Raw genomic sequence first — 21,819 nt, forward strand, 5'->3', positions numbered from 1 at the left:
CCGGTACTCCGGCACCTCGCTCGTCACATCCACACCAGACCGCAACACTCCCCAGTACCCAACCGCATCCACAACACCACCAGGAACACGCACCGATAAACCAAGGATCACCAGCGGCACTCTGGCCTGCTCCACCATCGCCTCGGCGGCATCGAGCCGCGTGCGCAGCGCGCCGATCGTCTGCGCCGCGCGCTGGAGCGCACCGGCCGTCATGCCGCGCCATCCGGAATGCCGAGCCGCGCGGCCTCGCGATCGATCAGCGCCAGCGCTTCCTCCTCGGTCATCTCCTGCGTCGCGGTGTCGGGCGGCGCCGCCGCCTCGCCCAGCAGATGCGCCGACAGCGCCTCCACGTTCGGGTGGTCGAAGGTGATGGTCGCCGGCAGCGCGCGGCCCAGGCTGCGCTGCAGCCGATTGCGCAGCTCGACGCTGGTCAGGCTGTCGAGGCCCATCGCGAAGAAGCCCTGCCGGCGGTCCACGACGTCGTCCGGCGGGATCGCCAGCACCTCGCGCAGATGGCCCAGGATATGCGCGGCCAGCGCATCGCGCCGCAGCTCCGGCGAGCCGCCCTCCGCGCTGAACTGCGCCACCGCCGCGCCACCGCCGACCGCCCGCGCGCCGGCCAGCGCGCGCCAGTCCACATCCATCACGGCCGCCTGCGCCACCCCCGCGCCCATCAGCCGCCACAGCGCCTCGAAGCAGGCCTCCGGCGACATCGTCCGCAGCCCGCGGAACGGGTTGTGCCGCGCGACCGTGCCGATCTCGGCCCAGGCCCCCCAGTCGATGCACAGCCCTGGCTGCCCGCGCGCACGCCGCGCCGCCGCGACCGCCGCCAGCACCGCATTGCCCGCCGCATGCGCCGCCTGGCCCGGATTGCCGATCAACGCCGCCGCCGACCCGAACAACACCAGCGGCACCTCGCCCGGCAGCAGCCGGTCGAGCAGCAGCGCGGCATCCGCCTTCGGCGCCATGGCACGGCGCAGCGCCTCGGGCGCCAGGCGCAGCAGCGCCGCATCCTCCAGCACCCCGGCCAGGTGGAAGACCGCGGCCGGCGCCACGCGCGCGACCAGCGCCGGGAGCGCCGCCGCATCGCCGACATCGACCTGCGCCACATCGACCTCGGCGCCATGGCGGCGGATCGCCTCGATCGCTGCGCCATCGCGCGGCGCGCCCCGTGCCGCCAGCACCAGCCGCCGCGCGCCGCGCGCCGCCAGGCGTTCGGCCAGCCGCACCCCGATCCCGCCCAGCCCGCCGGTCAGCAGCAGCGTGCCGTCGGGCGGCGGCTGCCAGGCCGGCGCGGCCAGCGGCGCGGCATCCTGCACCACGCGCGCCACCAGGCGCTGCGAACCGCGTAGCGCGAATTCCCGCGCCGCCCCCGGATCGGCCAGCAGCGCATCGAGCTGCCCCGGCGCCTCGATATCCACCAGCCTCAGATCGAGCTCGGGATGCTCCAGCCGCATCACCCGGCCCAGGCCCCACAACGCCGCCTGCGCGGGTTCCGGCACGCGGTCCTGCGCGGCCGCCGCGACGGCTCCGCGCGTGACCAGCCACACCGGGCCCGGCGGATGCGGCCGCGCGGCGATCGCCTGCAGCGCGCCGATGGCGGCGCCGGCGGGATCCGCCGCATCGGCCACCACCAGCACGGCATCCGCCGGGGTCGCCCCGATCGGCGCCGCGCCCGGCCAGGATGCGCCCCCCGCCACCACCACGCGCGGCGGCGCCACGCGCCGCGCCAGGATCAGCGCCTGCGGAAAGGCGCCCGCATCCGGTGCCGCCAGCATCGCCGGTTCGAAGCCCTGCGCGCGCAGCAACGCATCCCAGCCGGCCGGCGCGATCAGGGTCGCGTCGCGCGGTGCCGGGCCCTCGCGATGGCGATGCCAGCCTTCCAACAGTCCGAACGTCAGGTCGACCCAGGCGCGCCGCGCCGTGCCCTCGACCAGCATCATCATCCCGCCCGGGCGCAGCCGCGCGGCGATGCGCCCCAGCGCGCCCGGCAGGTCGCGCAGCGCATGCAGCACATTGGCCGCCACCACCAGGTCGAAGCGGCGCGCATCCTCCGGCGGCGCCTCGGCATCGAGGTCGAGCGCCGCCGTCGCCAGGCCCGGGAAGCGTCGCGCGGCCGCGGCGGCGAAGCCGGCCGAGACATCGGTGAACAGGTAGTCGGCCTCGGCCAGCGCGGGCAGCAGGGCCGCCGTCGTCGCCCCCGTCCCGCCGCCCAGTTCCAGCACCGCGAGGCCCGGCCGCGCCACCGCGCGCGCGACATCGCCCGCCAGGGCGTTCATCGCCGCGAAGCACGGCGCCTCGGCATAGAGCCGCGCGACGGCGGCGGCATCGCCCTCAGGGAACAGCAAGGCCAGCGGGTCGGCGCGCCCCTGCGCCACGGCCAGCAGCTGCGCGCCCGTGCGGGCCAGCAGCGCCGCCGCCGGATCATCGCTTGCGGCCGGCGCGCCAGGCAGGCGCAGCACGCACCCCGCGCCATCCAGCACGCCGGCGCCGCGCAGTGCCGCGACCATGTCACCGACCATGCCGGCGCGCGCCGGGATGGCGCCCAGGCGCGTCGCCGCATCGGCAAGGACGGCGCCGATCGCCAGCGGTGCGCCGGCCTGCGCGAAGGCCTGCGCCACCCACTGCGCGGCGGCCTCCGCCAGGTCGTCGCCCGTTGCCGGGGGCACCGCCAGCGGCGCGAGGATCGCCGCCGGCGCGATCCGCGCACCGATCGGCTGCACACGCCAATCGAGGCGATGCAGCAGCCCCGGCGGCACCGCCGCGCGGTCCGGCAGCAGCGCCGCGCGCGCTACGCGGCGGAAGCGGAAGCCGCGCGCCTCCAGCGCCACGCGCCCATCGCCATCGACCAGCCAGAGATCGGCGATGCGCGTCGCGTCGTCGGGTTCGTCCCGCGGCCGGCGCCGCGCCACCACCCGGCAGTCGCCGCGCGGCGGCGCATGGAGGATGATCGACCCGACCCCCTGCGGCACGAACAGCGCGCCGTCGCGCGCCAGCGACGCGGTGTCGAACCACACGCCCTGCACCTGGAAGGCGGCGTCGAGCAGCGCGGGGTCGATCAGCAGGTCGGTCGCCATCGCCGGCGCAAGGGTGGCGGCGGCGATGGCGCCATCGGCCTGCACCGCGACCAGGCCGCGCATGGCGGGGCCGAAGGTGTAGCCGGCGGCGGCGAAGCCCTCGTAGAAGGCCGCGCCGGATTGCGCCGCGAGGCCGCCGGGCAGCGCGGGCGGCGGCGTTGCCGCGACGACCGCCGCGGCATGCGCTTCCATGTGCGTCGACCAGGGCGCATCGGCCGTGCCATCGGCCTCCGCCGTGACGTAGCGGATGGCCTGGGCGCCGATCACGCATTGCGCGTCGCGCGCCGCGTCATCCGCCAGCGCGAAAGGTTCGGAAAACACCAGGTCGGCCAGTGCCGCCGGCCGGCCGAGGCGCGCGAGCGCCGTCAGCGCCACGGCGATGTGGCTGGCGGCGGGCACCACCACGCGGCCATGCAGCCGGTGGTCCTGGAAGAACGGGGCCGAGCCGGCGGTCAGGCGTGCGGCGAATCGCGCCTCCTCCGCGCCGGGCAGGACCATGCGCTGGCCGAGCACGCCGGCGCGCGGGTCGCCGGCGCCGAGCCTTGCGTCCGGGTGCGACGTTGCGTCAGTCGTCGTCGCGCCACCCGGCGCGCCATTCACGACAAGCGCGCCACCCGGCGCGCCATTCACGACAAGCGCGCCGCCGGGCGCGCCATTGGCGACAAGCGCGCGGCCCGGCGCGACATCAGCGGCACGCGCGCCCAGGGGCGCGACATCAGCGGCACGCGCGCCCAGGGGCGCGACATCAGCGGCACGCGCGCCCAGGGGCGCGACATCCACACCCGGCGCGCCCGCCGGCAGGTCCACCCAGAAGCGGCGGCGCTCCAGCGGGCTCGCCGGCAGGTCCACGCCAGCATGCGCGCCACCATGGATGGCCCGCCAGTCGAGCGGCGCGCCCGCCCCATGCAGCGCGGCCAGCAGCGCCGCCAGCGCATCGCCATCCCCGGTCAGCGTCGGCTCGCAGGGCGGTGCGCCGACGCCGCGCGCCAGGCCGGTCAGCACCGGCAGCGGGCCGATCTCGACCAGCACATCCGCCGGCATCCCGGCCAGCGCCGCGGCGAAGCGCACCGGCGCGCGGATCTGCCGCACCCAGTAGTCCGGGTCGGTCAGGTCGGCGAAGCCGTCGCCGCTCAGCGTCGAGAGCACCGGCAGGCGCGGCGGGTGCAGCGCCACCGCGTCCATCGCCGCCGCGAAGGGCGCCAGCGCCGGGTCCATCAGCGGCGAATGGAAGGCGTGGCTGACACGCAGCGGCATCGCGAGGATTCCCGCCGCTTCGGCACGCGCACAGACCGCGTCCATCGCGGCGGCCGCGCCGGACACCACGCTGGCCTGCGGGCCATTCAGCGCGGCGACGCCGGCTTGCGCTTCCAGCCCGTCGAGCAGTCGCTGGGCCGCCGCCTCGTCACAACGCAAAGCGACCATCGCACCGCCCGCGGGCAAGGCCTGCATGATGCGCCCGCGGGTGGCGGCGAGGCGCAGCGCGTCCTCGAAGGACAGGATGCCGGCGGCATGGGCGGCGGCGATCTCGCCTACCGAATGGCCGAGCACCGCGACGGGCCGAATGCCCCACCCGGCCAGCAGGTCGACCAGGGCCACCTGCACCGCGCAGATCGCCGGCTGCGCCAGGCCGGTCAGGCCGAGATCCTCGGCCGCCAGCAGGTCGTCGATGCTGCGCCCCAGCAGCGGGCGCAGCACGGCATCGGCACGATCCAGCGCGGCGCGGAAGCGCGGCAGGCGCGCGGCCAGCGCCAGCCCCATCCCGCGATGCTGGCTGCCCTGGCCGGTGAACAGGAAGCCGATGCGCGGCGTGCGCGGCGGCGCCGCCGGCCGGTCCTGCGCCGCCAGCGAGGCCAGCGCCGCGCGCAGCGCCGCCGTGCTGTCGCCGGTAACCGCGGCGCGCGCGGGCAAGACCCGCCGCCTCGCCGCCGCCGCACACAGCGCGGCAGGATCGGCCGCGCCGTCCAGCCCCTCGGCCCAGGCGGCGGCCAGGCGGCGCAGCCCCGCGCCGTCGCGCGCCGAGAGCGGCATCACCAGCGGGCCGGCGGCGCGGGCCTCGTGCGCGGGCGCCTGCTCCAGCACCGCATGCGCGTTGGTGCCGCTGAAGCCGAAGGCGCTGACCGCCATGCGGCGTGGGCGCACCGCATCGCCCGGCCAGCCCTGCGTGCCGTCGGCCAGCCGCAGAGCCGCCTGAAGCGCCGGGCGCAGCGCCGGGTTGGGGGCGGCCAGATGCGCGATGCCCGGCACCCTGCCCGCGCGCAGCGCCATTACGCACTTGATCAGCCCGGCGATGCCCGCCGCCGCCTCGGCATGGCCGATATTGCCCTTGGCGGCGGTGACCAGCAGCGGCGCGGCGCGGGGGCCGCCATAGGCCTCGGCCAGCGCGCCGGCCTCGATCGGGTCGCCGAGCGGCGTGCCGGTGCCATGCGCCTCGACCGCGTCGACATCACCTGGCGCGAGGCCGGCATCGGCGAGCGCCGCGGCGATCACGGCGCGCTGGGCGGCGCCGCTGGGGGCGGTCAGGCCGTTGCTGGCGCCATCCTGGTTGACCGCGCTGCCGCGCAGCACGGCCAGGATGCGGTCGCCATCCGCCTGCGCATCCGCCAGCCGCTTCAGCGCGACCAGGCCGACGCCTTCCGCGCGCGCATAGCCGGCGGCGGCCGCATCGAAGGGGCGGCAACGGCCATCGGCCGCCAGCATGCCGGCATCGGCGAAGGCGCGCGACAGGTCCGGCATCAGCAGCAGGCTGGCACCGCCCGCGAAAGCGAGCCGGCATTCCCCCGCGCGCAGGCTCCGTGCCGCGAGATGCACCGCGACCAGCGACGACGAGCACGCGGTGTTCACCGCCAGCGCCGGCCCGGTCAGCCCGAAGGCATAGGCGAGCCGCCCGGCGGCAATGGCGTTGCTGGTGCCGGTCGCGAAATGCCCGTCCGGCACCTGCCCGGCGGCGAGCAGCCGCCGTTCCCAGTCCTGCGCGAACAACCCCAGGAACACCCCCGCCTGGCTGCCGCGCAGCGCATCGGGATCCAGCCCGGCATGCTCCAGGGTGGCGAGCAGGGTTTCGAGCAGCAGGCGCTGCTGCGGGTCCATGCTGCGCGCCTCGCGCGCCGAGATGGCGAAGGCGGCGGGGTCGAAGGCCGCGACATCGTCGAGGAAGCCGCCGCGTTCGCCGGGCGTGGCGGGCCAGCGGTCGGGCGGCACCGGGCCGGTGGCGTCGCGGCCTTCCTCCATCAGTCGCCAGAAGGCATCGGCATCCGGCGCGCCAGGCAGGCGGCAGGCGAGACCGATGATGGCGATGGCGCCGTCGCTGGGCGGCAGCGCGGTGGTCACGGCGCGCGGCGCGGCCGTGTCAGCGGCAGCACGCGGCACAGCCGCGTCACCGTTCGCGCGCGGCACAGCCGCGTCACCGTTCGCGCGCGGCACAGCCGCGTCACCGTTCGCGCGCGGCACAGCCGCGTCACCGTTCGCGCGCGGCACAGCCGCGTCACCGTTCGCGCGCGGCACAGCCGCGACGGCAGCCACCACGGGCGCGGCGGCCGGCGGCGCGGGCGCTTGCGTGCCAGTCGGCGCCAGCAGCGCCTGCGCGATCCGCGCCGGCGAAGGGTGGTCGAAGAAGAACGACGCCTCCAGCCGCAGCCCGAGCCGCCGGTTCAACAGCGTGCGCAGTTCCAGCAGGTCGGCGCTGTCGAGCCCGAGGTCGCGCAGCGCCCTGTCGGCATCGAAGCGATCGGCGCCGGCGCGCATCACGGCGCGCACGCATTCGGCCACCTGCGCCGGCAGGTCGGCCGGCGCGGCATCGGCGACGGTGGGCGCCGCGACCTCGCCGGGTTGCAGCGCGTAGGCGATCAGCACCGCATGGCCGGCATTGGCAGTGTCCTCGGGCCGGTAGCCGGGCACCAGCGCGACCAGCCGGGCGCCGCGCCCGATATGGAAGCGCAGCGTCGCGTCGCGCGGCAGGCCATCGGCGCCGCGCGCCATCGCCCAGGCCGCGTAGTCGCCGGTGCGATCCCAGTCGCGGCAGCGGGTCAGGCCCGCCACCGCCTCCACGCCAGGCGTCAATGCCGCCCATTGCAGCGCGAAATCGGCCAGCGCATCACCCAGGCCGCGATCCTGCGCCTGCGGCCGCACCATCAGCCCCAGCAGTTGCAGCACCGGGCCATCGTCGCGATACAGCGCATCCAGGCCGCCCCAGCGCGCACCGCGCAGCATATCCACGCTGGCGATGCGCTGGACATGCAGCGCGGCCAGGATGGCGCCGTCCTGCTCGGCCACCATGATGGCGCGCGGGCGGGCGAGGCGCGCGGCGAGCGTCGCGGCGTCATGGCGCAGCGCAGGCTCGGGCCAGCAGGCTTGCTCCAGCGCCAGCAGCGCCGGCAGGTCGGCGGCGCGCGCCGCGCGCACGCGCCAGGGCATCGGCCTGAAATGCTGCAGCTGGATGCGCGCGAAGGGGTGGATGCGCGGGTACTTGCGGAACGCGGCCGGGTCGCCGAACAGCCCGACCTCGGCGGCGGCCAGCACGAAGCTGTCCGCCGGGACCAGCTGCTGGCCCGAGAAGGCGTGGTAGGCGTCGAAATGCGGCGCCTCGGTGTCGTCGCGCCGCGACGCCACGATGGCGGGCGGCAGGCGGTGCACCTCCAGCATCATCAGGCCATGTGCGCCCAGCGCGGCGCGCCAGGCGCCGAGGTGCTCGACCAGCGACTGCATCACCGCCCCGGGCGGCACCAGCGTGCCATCGGGCGCGACGACGATGCAGCGGTCGCCATCGGCCGCGCGGGCAGACCAGTCTGCGCGCGGGGGCACCGCCGGGCGGTCGTGATCCAGGAAGGACCGCAGGTGCAGCACGCGCGCCGGATCGACGCCGCGCGCGGCGATGTCGCGCACCAGCCGCGCCGGGTCGGCGATGTCGCCCTGCAGCAGCAGGTGCGGCAGGCCGGCGAGCGTCCGCCCGGTCGCTTCCAGCGCCGCGGCGTTGAAGTCGGTGCCCACCAGCAGCAGCGGATGGGTGGCGAGGTGGCGGCCGCGCGCGCTGCGCAGCGCGGTTTCCCAGCAGCGCCGCAGCAGCGTGCCGTCGCCGCAGCCCATGTCGACCAGCGCGGCGGGCTGCGCGTCGAGGTCCGGCGCGTCGAACAGCGCCGCCAGCACCGCCTCGAGATCGGCGAAGTAGCGCCCGTGCTGGAAGCCGCTGGCGATCACGTTGGCGGTGCGGTCCAGATGCCGCTCGGCGCCGGAGGCGTCGCGGCGCATCACCTCCTGCGGGTCGCCGCCGAGCAGCATGGGCATGGCGTGCAGCAGCGGCGCGTAGGACCCCGCGGCGCCAGTGACCTGGCCGCGGTCGGCGACGAAGGCGCCGAGCGGCGTCGGCGCGCCGTCCGGCGTGGTCCAGCCGAGCGCCGCGAAGGCCGCGCGCAGCGGGCCCTGCGCGGTGCCGGCCGCGAGCGCGTGGCGCGCCGGCCCATTGGCCAAGGGCAGCGCCAGCGCGCCCGAGAGCTGGTCGGCCAGTTCGGCATCGCTGTCCCAGCGCCGGGCGATCCGCGGCGCGAAGCGGTCGAGCAGATCAAGCGCCGGCGCATCTAGGCGAGACCAGTCGCAGGCATAGGCATCGAGCAGGGCGTCCGGCACGGCATACGGGCGCGCCGCCGGCAGCAAGCGCAGCACGCCGCCGGCATCCGCCGCGACCCAGCCGAGCGACTGCAGCAGGTCGAACGCGGCGGCGGCGTGGCCGGGATTGAGCCCGGCCAGCGCGACGACGTCGGCCAGTCGCCGCGGCTGGGCGGCCAGCAGCCCGAACACGCCCCGGCGATCGAGCGCGCGCACCACCGGCACGGCGACGAAGCCGTGCGAATACCGGTTCAGCAGGTCAAGCACGTCGATGGTCCGCGATGGGTTGGGCAGGATGCCGCAAGGCGCTTCGCCGCGTTGCGCGTTCCGGGCCACCGAAACGCGAGGCGCATGGCCAGTTCACTTCAACCCTGACGATCACCAGCCATGGCGCGCCGCAGGCTCAGCGGCCGCATATCGGTCCAGACCGTGTTGATGAAGGCAAGGCATTCCGCTTTCGCGCCCGTTTTTCCAACGCGCGACCAGCCGGCGGGGGGCTCGCTTGCAGCGGGCCAGATCGAATACTGTTCCTCATGATTGATCACGACATCAAATATTGTCTTGTCTTCATCTTCATCCATTTGTCACCCCGGACGCTGGTGTACGTGATCCGGCGATAATGAGAGCAGAGGAGCCGCAAACGCGTCAAGGAAGGGGCGGCGCGCAACGCCCCGCTGAGCGGCAGCGCGGCAACAAGTTATTCGGATGTCGGCGTTACATACTGGGCGCCCATTCGCGGGCATCGGAATCGGTTCGATGATTGACCGGGACGCATGCCGGAGACTAGGCTTTCGTCGTCAGATCATTGGGCATAACGACCATGGATCGGAAACGGCCGCAACGCAGGCCCAGGGACCGGAGAGCGGACATGAGCGACAGCGACGCAACCATGGTTTCGTCAAGCAGCGAACGTGCCGCCGATGCCACGATGCTGAACGGCGCGGAACGCTTCGCCGAGGGCGAGGCGCTGGTGCGGCGCATGTCCTGGTGGTCGGCCGGCGCGGGCGTGATCCCGGTGCCGCTGCTCGACCTCGCCGCGATCAGCGGCGTCCAGTTCAAGATGGTGCGCGACCTGGCGCAGCTCTATGGCGTGCCGTTCGAGAGCGTCCGCACCAAGGCGATCATCACCTCGCTGGTCGGCGGGCTGTTCCCCTTCAATGCCGCGATGGGCGTCGGCGGCCTGGCCGGCGTCTGGTACAAGGCCATCCCCGGTGTCGGCCCGTTCCTCGGCCTGGTGACCATGCCGATCGCGGCCAGCGCGGCGAACTACGCCATGGGGCGCCTGTTCCTCGAGCACTTCGAAGGCGGCGGCACGCTGCTCGACATCGACATCGACCGTATGCGCGCGCGCTACGCGGCGACGGCCAAGGCCTCCGTGCCGGCCAGCTCCGCCGCCTGACGCCGCGGCGGGGAGCCTCCCGATGGCGTTCGCCCAGGCCATCTTCATCGGTGGCTACATCATCGTCTCCATGATGGTGGGCATGTGCGGGCGGCATACACGGCTGGGCGGCGTCCTGTCGGCCTTCTTCGCGCTGCTGCTGACACCCCTGGTCATGCTGTTCCTGATCTACGTGTTCGGCCCGCGCCGCGACGCGCCGCCGGCAACCTGACGGCGTGGCGCTCGCGGCCCTGCTGCGCCAGCACTCGGCGCAGCGCCTGGCTCGGCTGGGCGTGCTGGCCGGATTCGCCGGGCTGGGCAATGCCCTGGTCATGGCGGTCGCGAGCGACGCCGTGCAGACCGGCCGCACCGATGCCCTGCGCCTCGCGCTGTTCCTCGTCGCGATCCTGATCTACTGCGTCGCCGAGTGGGGCTCGGTCCGCGGCCTCGCGCGGGAGGTCGAGGGCGTCGTCCACGCGCTGCGGATGCAGGTGTTCGACGCCATCCGCCGCGCCGGCTTCGCCTCGCTCATGCGCCTCAAGCCGGCCGAGGCCTATGGCGCCATCACCCGCGACAGCCAGTCGATCAGCCAGGCGGCCACCGCGCTGTCGCTGGGCGCGCGGGCGGCGCTGCTGATCGTCTTCACGCTGCTCTACCTGCTGTGGCTGTCGCCGGTCGAATTCGCCGCGCTGCTGGCGATGGCGGCGCTGATCGCCAGCCTCGTCACCTGGCGCGCGCGGCGCGACCGCCAGGCGCTGGACGATGCGGTGGCGCGCGAAAGGGCCGTGCTGCAGGACGTCACCGGGTTGCTGGATGGCTTCAAGGAGGCAAAGACATCGGCGCGCCGCGGTGCCGCGCAATTCGCCGCCATCGCGCAGGGAAGCCGCGCGGCGGCGGCGGCGCGCGGCGCCGTTGACGGCCGTGCCGCGGCCGGCGCGGTGGCGGTGCAGACCGGCGTCTACCTGTCTCTCGCGCTGCTGGTGTTCGGGCTGCCGCTGGTGGTGCAGACCGATGCCGGCAGCCGCCAGCAGACCATCACCGCGCTGCTGTTCGCCGCCGGCAGCGTGGCGCTGCTGGTGCAATCCATCCCGGTGCTGGCGGTGGCCGACGAGGCCGCGCGCAACCTTGCCGCGCTGTCGGCGCGGCTGCCGGCGGAGGATGCCGGCCAGGGCCCGCTGCCCGATGGCCCGCCGGCGATCAGCCTGCGCGACATCGGCTTCACCTGGCGCGACGAGGCCGGCGCCGCGCTGTTCCGCGTCGGGCCCGTCAACCTCGAAGTCGCGGCCGGGCAGATCGTGTTCATTGCCGGCGGCAATGGCAGCGGCAAGACCACGCTGCTGCGCATCGCCGCGGGCCTGCTGCCCCCGGATAGCGGCACGCTGTTCTATCGCGGCACGGCCATAGCGCCGGACAACCGGCAGACCTATCGCGACCGGGTCGGCAGCGTATTCTCCGACATGCACCTGTTCCGCCGGCCCTACGGGATCGACCCCGACCCCGCGGTGCTCGCCGCGCTGCTGCGCGACTACGGGCTGGAGGGCAAGGTCTCGTTGCGCGCGGACGGCGCGTGGGAGGGGCTGGCGCTGTCGGGTGGGCAGCGCAAGCGGCTGGGCATCGTGTCGCTGCTGCTGGAGGCGCCGCGCATCGTCATCCTCGACGAATGGGCGGCGGACCAGGATCCCTCCTTCCGCCGGCACTTCTATGAGGAAGTGCTGCCCGCCTTGCGCCGGCGCGGCTGTGCGGTGCTCTGCGCCACCCATGACGATCGCTATTTCGCCACGGCGGATTGCTGCTACATCCTGCGCGACGGGAGGCTCGACGTGCTGGCGCCCAGCCCCCCGCCGACCAGTGAGGAGCCGACGGAGTGAAGCGTTTCGGAGGCTTCGGCGCGTTCCTGGACCGCAACGCCATGCGCATCACGGTCGCGATGGCGGGCGTGTTCCTGCTGCTGGTCGCGGTGGTGCCGAACGCCGTCTTCGCGGTGGGGTCGGGCGAGGTCGGGGTGATCTGGAGCCGCTTCGGCGGCGGCACGCGCATCGACCGCGTGTTCCGCGAAGGCACCCACGTCAAATGGCCCTGGGACATCATCACGATCTACAACGTGCGCACCCAGACCGACACGCACACCTACCAGGCGCTGTCGTCGGAAGGCGTGCAGGTCACCGCCGAGGTCACCTACCGCTACCAGGTGCAGGCACCCGATGCCGGGCTGCTGCACAAGGAGGTCGGGCCGGACTACCTGAACGTGGTCGTGCGCCCCGAGGTCGGCGCGGCGCTGCGCAGCGCGATCGGCAGCTTCACCGCCGAGATTCTCTACAGCAATCGCCGCGACGAGGTGCAGGACCGCATCGAGACCATCATCGAGACCTGGTCGACGCAGGGAAGGATCGGCGGCGTGCCGGTGGTGCGCGTGATCTCCCTGCAGGATGTGCTGATCCGCGGCGTGATCCTGCCGACGGCGCTGCAGGCGGCGATCGAACGCAAGATGATCGAGAACGAGCTGTCGCAGGAATTCGTCTTCCGCCTGCAGCGGGAGCGGCTGGAGGCCGAGCGCAAGCGCATCGAGGCCGCCGGCATCCGCGACTTCCAGCAGATCGTCGGCGGCAACCTGACCGAGCAATACCTGCGCTGGCGCGGCATCGACGCGACACTGCACCTGGCGCAATCGCCCGGCAGCCGGCTGGTCATCATCGGCGGGCGCGACGGGCTGCCGGTCATCCTGAACCCGTCGGGCGGGCCGGAGCCTGCCGGCACCGACGCCCCGGCCGCGCCGCCCGGCGTACTGCCCGGCCTGGTCCCGGGCCCGCGCATCGGCAGCCCATCGAGCCTGCCGAGCCGACCGCTGCCGCCGATGGGCGAGCTTCCCCAGCCCATGATCGCGCCGCGCGATGACCAGTCTCGCCCTTGATCCGCGCGCCGCGGCGTCGCGCTGGGCCGTGCCGGACCCCCGGCCCGGGCCCTTCGGCGCGCGGCTGTTCCTGCTGCCGCATGCCGGCGGCGGCGCCAACACCTATCGCGCCTGGCCCGCGCTGCTGCCGGCCGGGATCGAGGCGCTGGCCATCCAGCTCCCGGGCCGCGAGCGCCGCTTCGGCGAGGCGCCGCTGACGCAGATGGACGCGCTGATCGATGCGCTGGTGCCCGCCATGGCGCCGCTGCTCGACCGTCCCTTCGCCTTGTTCGGGCACAGCATGGGGGCCTGCATCGGCCATGCACTGGTGCATCGGCTGCGCGCCGAGGGCCTGCCGGCGCCGCGCCTGCTGATTGCCGCGGGCCACGACGCGCCAACCCATCCGCGCCCGCGCCAGGCGCTGCACACCCTGCCCGAGGCGGAGTTCCTCGATGCGCTGCGCGCGCTGGGCGGCACGCCGCCCGAGGTGCTGGCCCATCGCGAATTGCTCGACCTGCTGCTGCCGATGCTGCGCGCGGATTTCTCGGTGATCGCCAGCTATCGCCCCGGCCCGGCGCGCTTCGACTGCCCGGTGCTGGTGCTGGATGGCAGCGCGGATGCCGAGACGACGCAAGCGGGCCTGGCCGCATGGGCCGGCTGCACCACGGCGGGCGTCGAGGCCACGACCCTGCCGGGCGGGCATTTCTTCCCCGACGAACAGCGCCAGCGTGTGCTCGACCTGGTCGTCGCGGCACTTCGGCGCCACGGCATCGAGGCCTGAGGCGATGGGCCGCGCCCTGCCTGCGCGCTGCGGGGACCGGCGATGAAGCGCGCGCTGATCGCGGTGCTGGTCGTCGTGCTGCTCGGCGCCGGGTACTACTATTACCGCACCACCACGACCGCTGCGCCGGCGGCCGGTGCGGCCGCGCCCGCCGCCGCGCCGATCCCAGTGCAGACCGCGCCCGCCGGCACCGCGACCGTGGTGGACCTGCTGCCGGCCTATGGTTCGCTGCGGCCGCGCCTGCTGGTCACCATCACCGCGCCGCAGGCCGCGCCGCTGCGCCGTATCCTGTTCACCGACGGCGCGAGCGTGGAGGCCGGCACGCCGCTCGCGATGCTCGACGACAGCGTGGCGCAGGCGCAACTGACCGCGGCCCGCGCCAAGCTGCTGACCGACCAGCAGAACCTGCGCCGCGTGACCGACCTGGCGCGCCGCGGCCTCGACAGCACGCAGTCGGTCGAGCAGGCGCAGAGCACCGTGGCGTCGTCGCAGGCGACGGTGCTGGTCAATGAACGGCAACTCGAACTGACGACGCTGCGCGCGCCCTTCGCCGGCGCGCTGGGCACGCGCTACGTCGACGAAGGCGCAATGCTGAACGCCGGCGACCGCATCGTGATGATCGAGGACCGCTCGCGGCTGTTCGTCGAGATCCGCGTCGCCGGGCGCTACCTGCCGCGCCTGCGCCAGGGCATGCCGGTGCGCCTCGACATCCCCGACATCCAGGAGGAGCTGGGGCCGGGCGTGCTGACCTTCGTCGATACCTCGGTGTCGGTGGATACGCGGTCGGTGCTGCTGCGCGCCGAGATCGAGAATCCCGGCGACCGCCTGACGCCAGGGCTGTTCGTGCGGGTGGTGCTGCAGCTCGCGACCCGCGCGGATGCGGTGGTGGTGCCGGCCGATGCGCTGGTGCGGGAGCTGGTGGGCAGCTTCGTCTATGTCATCGACAATGGCGTGGCGGTGCGCCGGGCGGTGACGCTCGGCACCCACCAGGACAACATGGTCGAGATCCGCGACGGTCTGAAGGCGGGCGATCGCATCGTCACGGTCGGCGCCTTCCGGCTGCGCGACGGCGACCGTGTGCAGGAGACCGCCGCGCCGCCGGCGAGCGCACCGGCCGCGGCGGCCGCGCCCGCTGGCGGTGGCTGATGGATCTCTCGAACTTCTGCATACGCCGGCCGGTCTTCACCATCGTCATCAACGCGATCGTGGTGCTGCTCGGGCTGTGGGCGCTGACCACGCTGCAGGTGCGCCAGCTGCCCGACTTCGTGATGGCGAATGTCTCGGTCGACACGGTGTTTCCCGGCGCGGCGCCGGCACTGGTGGAATCGCAGGTGACATCGCCGCTGGAACAGGCGCTGGCCGCGGTGCCGGGCGTCGCGACCATGACCAGCACCAGCCGCCAGGGGCTCAGCTCCATCCAGCTGACCTTCGCGGTCGGCGTCGCGCCGCAGGATGCGGTCAGCGACGTGCGCGCGGCGATGGGCCAGGTGGTCGGGCTGCTGCCGGCCGGTGCGCTGGCGCCGAGCGTGTCGCAGGCGGCCAGCAACGCGCAGCCGGTGCTGTACGTGTCGTTCTCGGACCAGCGGCGCGACGCGATGGAGGTGACCGACACCGTCCGGCGCACCATGCTGCCGATGCTGTCCAATATTCCCGGCGTGGCGCAGAACCAGCTGATCGGCGACCGCAAATACGCCATCCGCATCCGGCTCAACACGCTCAGCATGGCGGCGCACGGCGTCACGGTGGACGACGTGACGAATGCACTGGCGACGCAGAACGTGGACGTGCCGGGCGGGCAGTTCCGCAGCCGCGACCAGATCATCTCGGTGCTGGTCAGCACGGCGCTGAACCGGCCCGACCAGTTCGAACAGCTGGTGCTGCGCCGCGGCGAGGACGGCTTCCAGATCCGCATCGGCGATGTCGGCACCGCCATGGTCGGGCCGGATACGGCGGCGAATGCCATCCGCTATGCCGGGCAGACCGCCGTCGCTGTGGGCGTGGTGCCGCAATCCACCGCCAATCCGCTCGATATCGGCAAGGCGGTGCGCGCCATGCTGCCCGCACTCCAGGCTGCGGCGCCGCCGGGGATGCAGGTGGCGATCGCCTTCGACACCTCGATTTTCGTGCAGGCCAGCGTCGATGAGGTGTTCAAGGCGGTGATCGTCGCCGTGCTGCTGGTGCTGGCGGTGGTGGTGGTGTTCCTGGGGTCGCTGCGCACCAGCGTGATCGCGCTGCTGACCATCCCGGTCTCGCTGGTCGGTGCCTTCCTGGTGATGAAGATGTTCGGCTTCAGCATCAACATTTTCAGCCTGCTGGCGATGATCCTGGCCGTCGGGCTGGTGGTGGACGACGCGATCGTCGAGGTCGAGAACGTCCAGCGCCTGGTCGATGGCGGCATGGACCCGATGGCCGCCACCTTCCGCGGCAGCGAGGAAGTGGGCTTCGCGGTCATCGCCACCACCATCACCCTGGCATCGGTCTTCGCGCCGGTCGGGCTGGTGAGCGGCATGGTCGGCCAGTTGTTCCGCGAATTCGCCTTCACCCTGGCGGCGACCATCCTGATCAGCGGCTTCGTGGCGCGCACCCTCTCGCCCATGCTGTGCGGGCGGCTGGTGCGGCCCAAGAAGCCAGGCGGCTGGGCGCAGCGCATGGACCGCGCGCTGGAATGGCTGGCCGGCCATTACGCACGGCTGCTGCGCTGGCTGCTGCGCCGGCGCTGGCTGGTGGGCGTGCTGTGCGTGCTGTGCATCATCGGCACCGCGCAGGTGGCCGGCAGCATCCCCGCCGAGGAAGCACCGGTCGAGGACGACGCCTATGCGCTGATCCAGTTGCAGGGGCCCACCACCGCCTCGCTCGACTACCTGTCGCGCTGGGCGGCGGAAGCCGAGGCCGCCTTCCACGCGCAGCCCGAGGTGGTGGACGCGTTGGTGCTGGTCGGCACGCCGTTGCCCAACCAGGTGCTGTCCTTCGTGGTGTTCCGCGACTGGACGCAGCGCACCCGCAACAGCACCCAGATCACCGCCAGCATCATGGAGCGGCTGTCGAAGCTGCCGGGCGTCTCGGCCAGCGTGTTTGCCGCCGGGGGCCTGGGCGGCGGCGCGGCGGGCCAGGCGGTGCAGGTCGTGCTGCGCACCAATTCGGACTACGAGACGCTCGCGCAGGCGGTCGATACGCTGCGCACCGCGGCCGCCACCCAGGCGACCCAGGCCACCAACATCACCAGCGACCTGGTGATGAACACCCCGCAGGTGGTGGTCGAGGTGGACCGCCTGCTGGCCGCCGACCTGGGCGTGCCGGTGGCGTCGGTGGGCACCACCATCCAGGCGCTGCTGGGCGGCAACCGTGCATCGACCTTCAACTACGGCGGCGCGGTCTACAACGTGATCGTGGACCTGCCGCAGGACCTCCAGGGCGACCCCAGCGCGCTGGATCGCGTGTACCTGCGCGGGCGCGCCGATTCGCCGGTCTCGCTGGGCTCGCTGGTGACGGCGAGCGAGGTGCCCGGGCCGGCGGTGCTGTCGCATACCGGCGGGCAGCGCAGCGCCACCATCGGCGCCGACCTGCGCCCCGGCGCCACTGCCGGCGAGGCGACCGACGAGCTCATCCGCATCGCCTCCAGCGTGCTGCCCGCCACCATCCGGGTCGAGGCCGCCGGCGGCGCGGCCGCGACAGCACAGGGCACCAGCGACCTTGGCACGGTCTTCCTGCTGTCGATCGTGTTCATCTACCTGGTGCTGAGCGCCCAGTTCGAGAGCTTCCGCGATCCCGCGATCGTGCTGCTGGCGGTGCCGCTCGCGATCTGCGGCGCGCTGGTCGGGCTGCTGTGGATGGGTGGGTCGCTGAACCTTTACAGCGGCATCGGCATCATCACGCTGATCGGGCTGATCGCGAAGCACGGGATCCTGATCACGGAATTCGCCAACCAGCTGCGCGACGAAGGCCGCAGCTTCGAGGACGCGCTGGTCGAGGCCGCGGCGATGCGCCTGCGCCCGATCATCATGACCACCGTCGCGACCGTGCTCGGCGCGCTGCCGCTGGTGCTGGCCACCGGCGCGGGCGCCGCCAGCCGGGCGCAGATCGGCATGGTGATCGTGGCCGGGCTGACCTTCGGCACGCTGGTCTCGCTGTTCGTGATCCCGACCGTCTATTCCCTGCTGTCGCGGCGCCGGCGCATGCCGCTGCCCGCGCTACCCGCACATCCGGCAACCGGAGGGCATTGATGCGCGCGCGCATGCTGCTTCTGCTGCTGACCCTGCTGCCCGGGGGCGCCGCGGCACAGACCTTCCGCGATGCGCTGGTCGCAGCCTATCGCGGCAACTCCGATCTCCAGGGCGCGCGCGCGGGGCTGCGCGCCACCGACGAACAGGTGGGCCAGGCGCGCGCCGGCTGGCTGCCGACGATCCAGCTCTACGGATCGGGCGGGCAGACCGGGCAGACCGTCAGCCGGCCGATCTTCGATTCACGCACCAATTCGGTGTCTGGCGGCATCCAGATGCAGCAGCCGATCTACAGCGGCGGGCGGACGCCCGCCCAGGTGGCACAGGCCGAGGCCACCGTGCTGGCCGGGCGCGCCGACCTGCTGGGCACCGAGCAATCCGTGCTGCTGCGCGCCGCCACCGCCTACCAGGACGTGCTGCGCGACCGCGCCCTTCTGCAGGTGGCGCGCGACAAGGAGAACGTGACCCGCCAGCAATACGAGCAGATCGGCATCCGCATGCGGGCCGGCCAGCTCACCCAGCCCGATGTCGACCAGGCGAACAGCCGCTACCTGGCGGCGCGCGCGGAGACGCAGACGCAGGAGGGCCAGCTCGAAGCCTCGATCGCCAGCTTCCTCGCCGCGGTGGGCATGACGCCGGGCGAACTGGCGCCGGCGCCGCGCCCGCCCGGCCTGCCCGACACCATCGCCACCGTGCAGCAGCTGGCCGACACCAACAGCCCCGTGGTGATCGCCAGCGCCTTCCGCGAGCGCGCCGCGCGCGCGCAGATCGGCGTCGCGCGCGCCGACATGCTGCCCAGCCTGTCGCTGTCGCTGAATGGCGGGCGCGACTACGGCCTCACGATTCCCGACCAGCGGTCCAATACCTGGGGCGTCACGCTGAACCTGACGGTGCCGCTGTACCAGGGCGGCCTGGCGATCGGGCGGGTCCGCCAGGCGCAGGAACAGGCGCAGCAGAGCCGCTGGGACACCGTCAGCTCGCGGCGCGACGCCATCGAGAATGCCAGCCGCGCCTTCGCCACCTGGAACGGCACCAGCGCCGCGGCGCGCATCAGCGTGTTGCAGGTGCGGATCGCGCAGGCGGCCTATGATGGCGTGCAGGCACAGGCCGCGCTGGGTGCGCGCAGCACCTTCGAATTGCTGGGCCAGCTCGAATCCCTGTACGAGGCGCGGCGCGCGCAGATCGGGCTGGAGCACGACGCCGCGGTGGCGTCCTACCAGCTGCTGGTGGCGATCGGCCGCTTCACGGCGGAGGCGCTCGGCCTGCCGGTCGACCTGTACGACCCGACGGTGCATGCCCGCACCGCGCGCCGTCGCGGCGGCCTGCCATGACCGAGCCCGCCCAAGCGCGGCCAGGCCTGCGGCTGTGGGCGCTGATCGGGCCGGAACTGCGCGTCCCGGTGTGGCCGCTGCTGGCGCTCTCGGCGGTGGCGGGCCTCGCGAACACCGCGATCCTGGCGGTGCTGGGCACGGTCGGCCAGTCGGGCAGCGAGCCTGCGCTGCGCAACCTGGTCATCCTGCTGGCCGCGATCGCGGTCTATGCGGGCTGCCAGATCCATGTCGCACGCGTCACCGCGATGGAGGTCGAGGGCGTGCTGTCGCGCCTGCGCCTGGGGCTGCTGGAGAAGCTGTCGCGGACCGATCTCGCGACCTTCGAACGGCTGGGCCGGGCGCGTCTGGTGGCGAGCCTGTCGGGGGACGTGCAGTCCATCTCGGCCTCGGCCGTGCCGATCGTCAGCGCGGCGCAGGCGGCGCTGCAACTGCTGTTCGCGGTGATCTACCTGTTCATGCTCTCGAAGCTGGCCTTCGTGCTGGGCACCATCGGCGTGACGCTGGCGGCGGTGGCGTATATCCGCCGGCTGAAGGTGATGGGCGCGAAGCTTGCGCTGTCCGCCGGCAAAGACCAGGAGGCGCTGGAGGGAATCGAGGACGCGCTGCGCGGCGCCGGCCAGGTGAAGCAGAATTCGGCGCGCAGCGCGGCGCTGCGCGACCATGTCGCCGCGCTCAGCACGCGCGCCGCCACCGCGCGGCGCGAGGCGCAGGAAGGCATCGGCAGCATGACGCTGTTCGGGCAGATGATGTTCTTCCTGCTGCTGGGCATGATGGTGTGGGTGCTGCCGGCCTGGGGCCTGGCCGGGCCTACGGTCGCGAAGGCGGCGATGGTGCTGCTGTTCGTGCTGGGGGCGATCGGCAGCCTGCTGCAGGGCGTCACCACGGTCGCCATCGCCGAGACGGCGGCGGCGCGGCTGCTCGACCTGCGGGCCGAGCTGGCGCGGCTGCCGCCGGAACCGCCGCCGCGCGATGCCCCGCCGCCGCCCTTCGAGAGCCTGCAACTGCGCCACGTGGTGTACCGCCACGCCGGCGAGGGCGACGCGCCGGGCTTCGGCATCGGGCCGATCGACCTCGACCTGCGGCGCGGCGAGATCGTGTTCCTGTCGGGTGGCAATGGCGCGGGCAAGAGCACCCTGATCAAGGTGCTGGCCGGGCTGTATCCGGCGCAGGGCGGCGTGGTCGCGTTGAACGGCACCGACCTGCCGCCGGGCGATGTCTCGCTGCGAAGGGTCATGGCGGTAGTGCATTCCGACTTCCACCTCGCGGCCCGGCTGTGGGGCGTGCCGCCCAGCGAGGCACCGCGGGTGCGCCTGCTGCTGCGCGAACTCGGCCTGGATGCGAAGGTCACGCTGCGCGACGGGGCGTTCTCGACCGTCGACCTGTCGGTGGGGCAGCGCAAGCGCCTGGCGTTGATCGTGGCGCTGCTCGAACGCCGGCCTGTGCTGGTGCTGGACGAATTCGCCGCCGACCAGGACCCCGATTTCCGCCGCCGCTTCTACCGCGAGATCCTGCCCGCCATGAAGGCCGATGGGCTGACCGTGCTGGCGGTCACGCATGACGACGACCATTTCGACGCCTGCGACCGCCGCCTGGTGATGGAGGATGGGGTGCTGCGCCCGGCATGATCGCGGTGCTGACCTGCCCGGTGGGCGAGCAGCACGACGCGCTGGCCGAGGCGCTGCTGCCGCGCCTCGATGAGGCCGAGCGTGCGCGGGCGGGGCGCTTCGTCTTCGCGCGTGATCGCCGCGCCTATGTGCTGGCGCATGCGCTGTTGCGCTTCGCGCTGGCGTCGCATGGCATGCGCTGGGATGCGCGGATCGCCGCGGATGCGCAGGGCAAGCCGCGGGTCGATCCGCGCGACGGGCTGCTGCATGTCAGCCTGACGCACACCGATGGGCTGGTCGCGGTGGCTGTCGCGCAGGATCACGAAGTGGGCGTGGATGCGGAAGCCGCGGCGCGCGACCCGGACGAGGCCGCGCTGCGTGCGCTGGCGCTGGCGCCGCCGGAGATCGCGGAACTGGATGGCGCGGCGGATCGCCGGCAGAGGCTGCTGCGGCTGTGGGTGGCGAAGGAAGCGGTGGCGAAGGCCGTGGGGCTCGGGCTGGCGCTGCAGATCCGGCAGGTGGTGCTGGCGGACGAACCACCGCGGATCATGGCACTGCCGCCGGCCTGCGGGCCGGTCGCGGCCTGGTCGCTGCACACGGCGCGCCAGGGCGGGCATTGGATCGGGCTTGCCGCGCCGGTTCCCGGCATGCGGTTCGTGGTGCGCGATGTCGATCCGATGAGGCTGCGGAGCGCGGCGGCGGCGGCGTAGATCGGGTCGGCTGGCCGACGACGGCGTGGCGCCAGTGGCAGCCGGTTCAGGCGCCGGTCTGGCGGACCCGGCGCGTCATCCTGGCGCCGCCATGCGGAAACGGCGAAGCGGCGCGTGCGGCTGCTACCGGCATGTCATGGCGGACCCGAAAGGATTCGAACCTTCGACCTCTGCCTTCGGAGGGCAGCGCTCTATCCAGCTGAGCTACGGGTCCGTCGCGCCAAGCCATACCTCAGCCA

Annotated in this window: 13 protein-coding genes and 1 tRNA gene; 10 read left to right on the forward strand and 4 right to left on the reverse strand. The window is 73.6% G+C overall.

Annotated elements, in window-relative coordinates; translation table 11 throughout:
• The 3 genes from LQ222_RS04605 to LQ222_RS04615 all read right to left on the reverse strand — a co-directional run.
• A partial coding sequence (locus tag LQ222_RS04605) for a hypothetical protein (protein WP_230164802.1) occupies window positions 1-213 on the reverse strand: 213 nt, incomplete at its 3' end.
• A complete protein-coding gene (locus LQ222_RS04610; protein WP_230164804.1) occupies window positions 210-8,939 on the reverse strand; it encodes a type I polyketide synthase in 8,730 nt (2,909 codons plus the stop codon). The genes LQ222_RS04605 and LQ222_RS04610, both read right to left, overlap by 4 nt.
• A 98-nt stretch (window positions 8,940-9,037) precedes the next feature.
• Window positions 9,038-9,253 carry an MbtH family NRPS accessory protein gene (locus LQ222_RS04615; RefSeq protein ID WP_230164806.1) on the reverse strand — a complete coding sequence of 72 codons (216 nt, stop codon included), beginning with the start codon at window positions 9,251-9,253 and terminating at the stop codon, window positions 9,038-9,040.
• Window positions 9,254-9,540: 287 nt separating this feature from the next.
• On the opposite strand from LQ222_RS04615, the gene LQ222_RS04620 reads away from it, so the two are divergent.
• From LQ222_RS04620 to LQ222_RS04665, 10 genes are read left to right on the forward strand one after another with little or no spacing between them, the layout of a single operon-like run.
• Window positions 9,541-10,071 (forward strand): YcjF family protein, encoded by a 531-nt coding sequence (locus LQ222_RS04620; RefSeq protein ID WP_230164808.1) that lies wholly within the window; start codon window positions 9,541-9,543, stop codon window positions 10,069-10,071.
• Window positions 10,072-10,093: 22 nt separating this feature from the next.
• Window positions 10,094-10,282 (forward strand): hypothetical protein, encoded by a 189-nt coding sequence (locus LQ222_RS04625; RefSeq protein ID WP_230164809.1) that lies wholly within the window; start codon window positions 10,094-10,096, stop codon window positions 10,280-10,282.
• Between the two features lie 4 nt (window positions 10,283-10,286).
• A complete protein-coding gene (locus LQ222_RS04630; protein ID WP_230164810.1) occupies window positions 10,287-11,918 on the forward strand; it encodes an ATP-binding cassette domain-containing protein in 1,632 nt (543 codons plus the stop codon).
• A complete protein-coding gene (locus tag LQ222_RS04635; RefSeq protein ID WP_230164811.1) occupies window positions 11,915-12,958 on the forward strand; it encodes a prohibitin family protein in 1,044 nt (347 codons plus the stop codon). Before LQ222_RS04630 ends, LQ222_RS04635 begins: the two co-directional genes overlap by 4 nt.
• A complete protein-coding gene (locus tag LQ222_RS04640; RefSeq protein WP_230164812.1) occupies window positions 12,939-13,718 on the forward strand; it encodes a thioesterase II family protein in 780 nt (259 codons plus the stop codon). Before LQ222_RS04635 ends, LQ222_RS04640 begins: the two co-directional genes overlap by 20 nt.
• A 42-nt stretch (window positions 13,719-13,760) precedes the next feature.
• The gene (locus LQ222_RS04645) at window positions 13,761-14,864 is read left to right on the forward strand and encodes an efflux RND transporter periplasmic adaptor subunit (protein WP_230164813.1); all 1,104 of its coding nucleotides are present in this window, start codon (window positions 13,761-13,763) and stop codon (window positions 14,862-14,864) included.
• A complete protein-coding gene (locus LQ222_RS04650; RefSeq protein ID WP_230164814.1) occupies window positions 14,864-17,938 on the forward strand; it encodes an efflux RND transporter permease subunit in 3,075 nt (1,024 codons plus the stop codon). Before LQ222_RS04645 ends, LQ222_RS04650 begins: the two co-directional genes overlap by 1 nt.
• 11 nt (window positions 17,939-17,949) lie before the next feature.
• A complete protein-coding gene (locus tag LQ222_RS04655) occupies window positions 17,950-19,266 on the forward strand; it encodes a TolC family outer membrane protein (RefSeq protein WP_230164816.1) in 1,317 nt (438 codons plus the stop codon).
• Complete coding sequence (locus LQ222_RS04660; RefSeq protein WP_230164818.1) at window positions 19,263-20,891, forward strand: ATP-binding cassette domain-containing protein; 1,629 nt, start codon at window positions 19,263-19,265, stop codon at window positions 20,889-20,891. Before LQ222_RS04655 ends, LQ222_RS04660 begins: the two co-directional genes overlap by 4 nt.
• The gene (locus tag LQ222_RS04665; protein WP_230164819.1) at window positions 20,888-21,580 is read left to right on the forward strand and encodes a 4'-phosphopantetheinyl transferase superfamily protein; all 693 of its coding nucleotides are present in this window, start codon (window positions 20,888-20,890) and stop codon (window positions 21,578-21,580) included. The genes LQ222_RS04660 and LQ222_RS04665 overlap by 4 nt, the downstream gene beginning before the upstream one ends.
• 137 nt (window positions 21,581-21,717) lie before the next feature.
• On the opposite strand, the gene LQ222_RS04670 is transcribed toward LQ222_RS04665, so the two are convergent.
• Window positions 21,718-21,794, reverse strand: a tRNA-Arg gene (locus LQ222_RS04670).
• Window positions 21,795-21,819: the final 25 nt, after the last annotated feature.

The organism is Roseomonas sp. CECT 9278, assembly GCF_918698155.1.
Classification (GTDB): domain Bacteria; phylum Pseudomonadota; class Alphaproteobacteria; order Acetobacterales; family Acetobacteraceae; genus Neoroseomonas.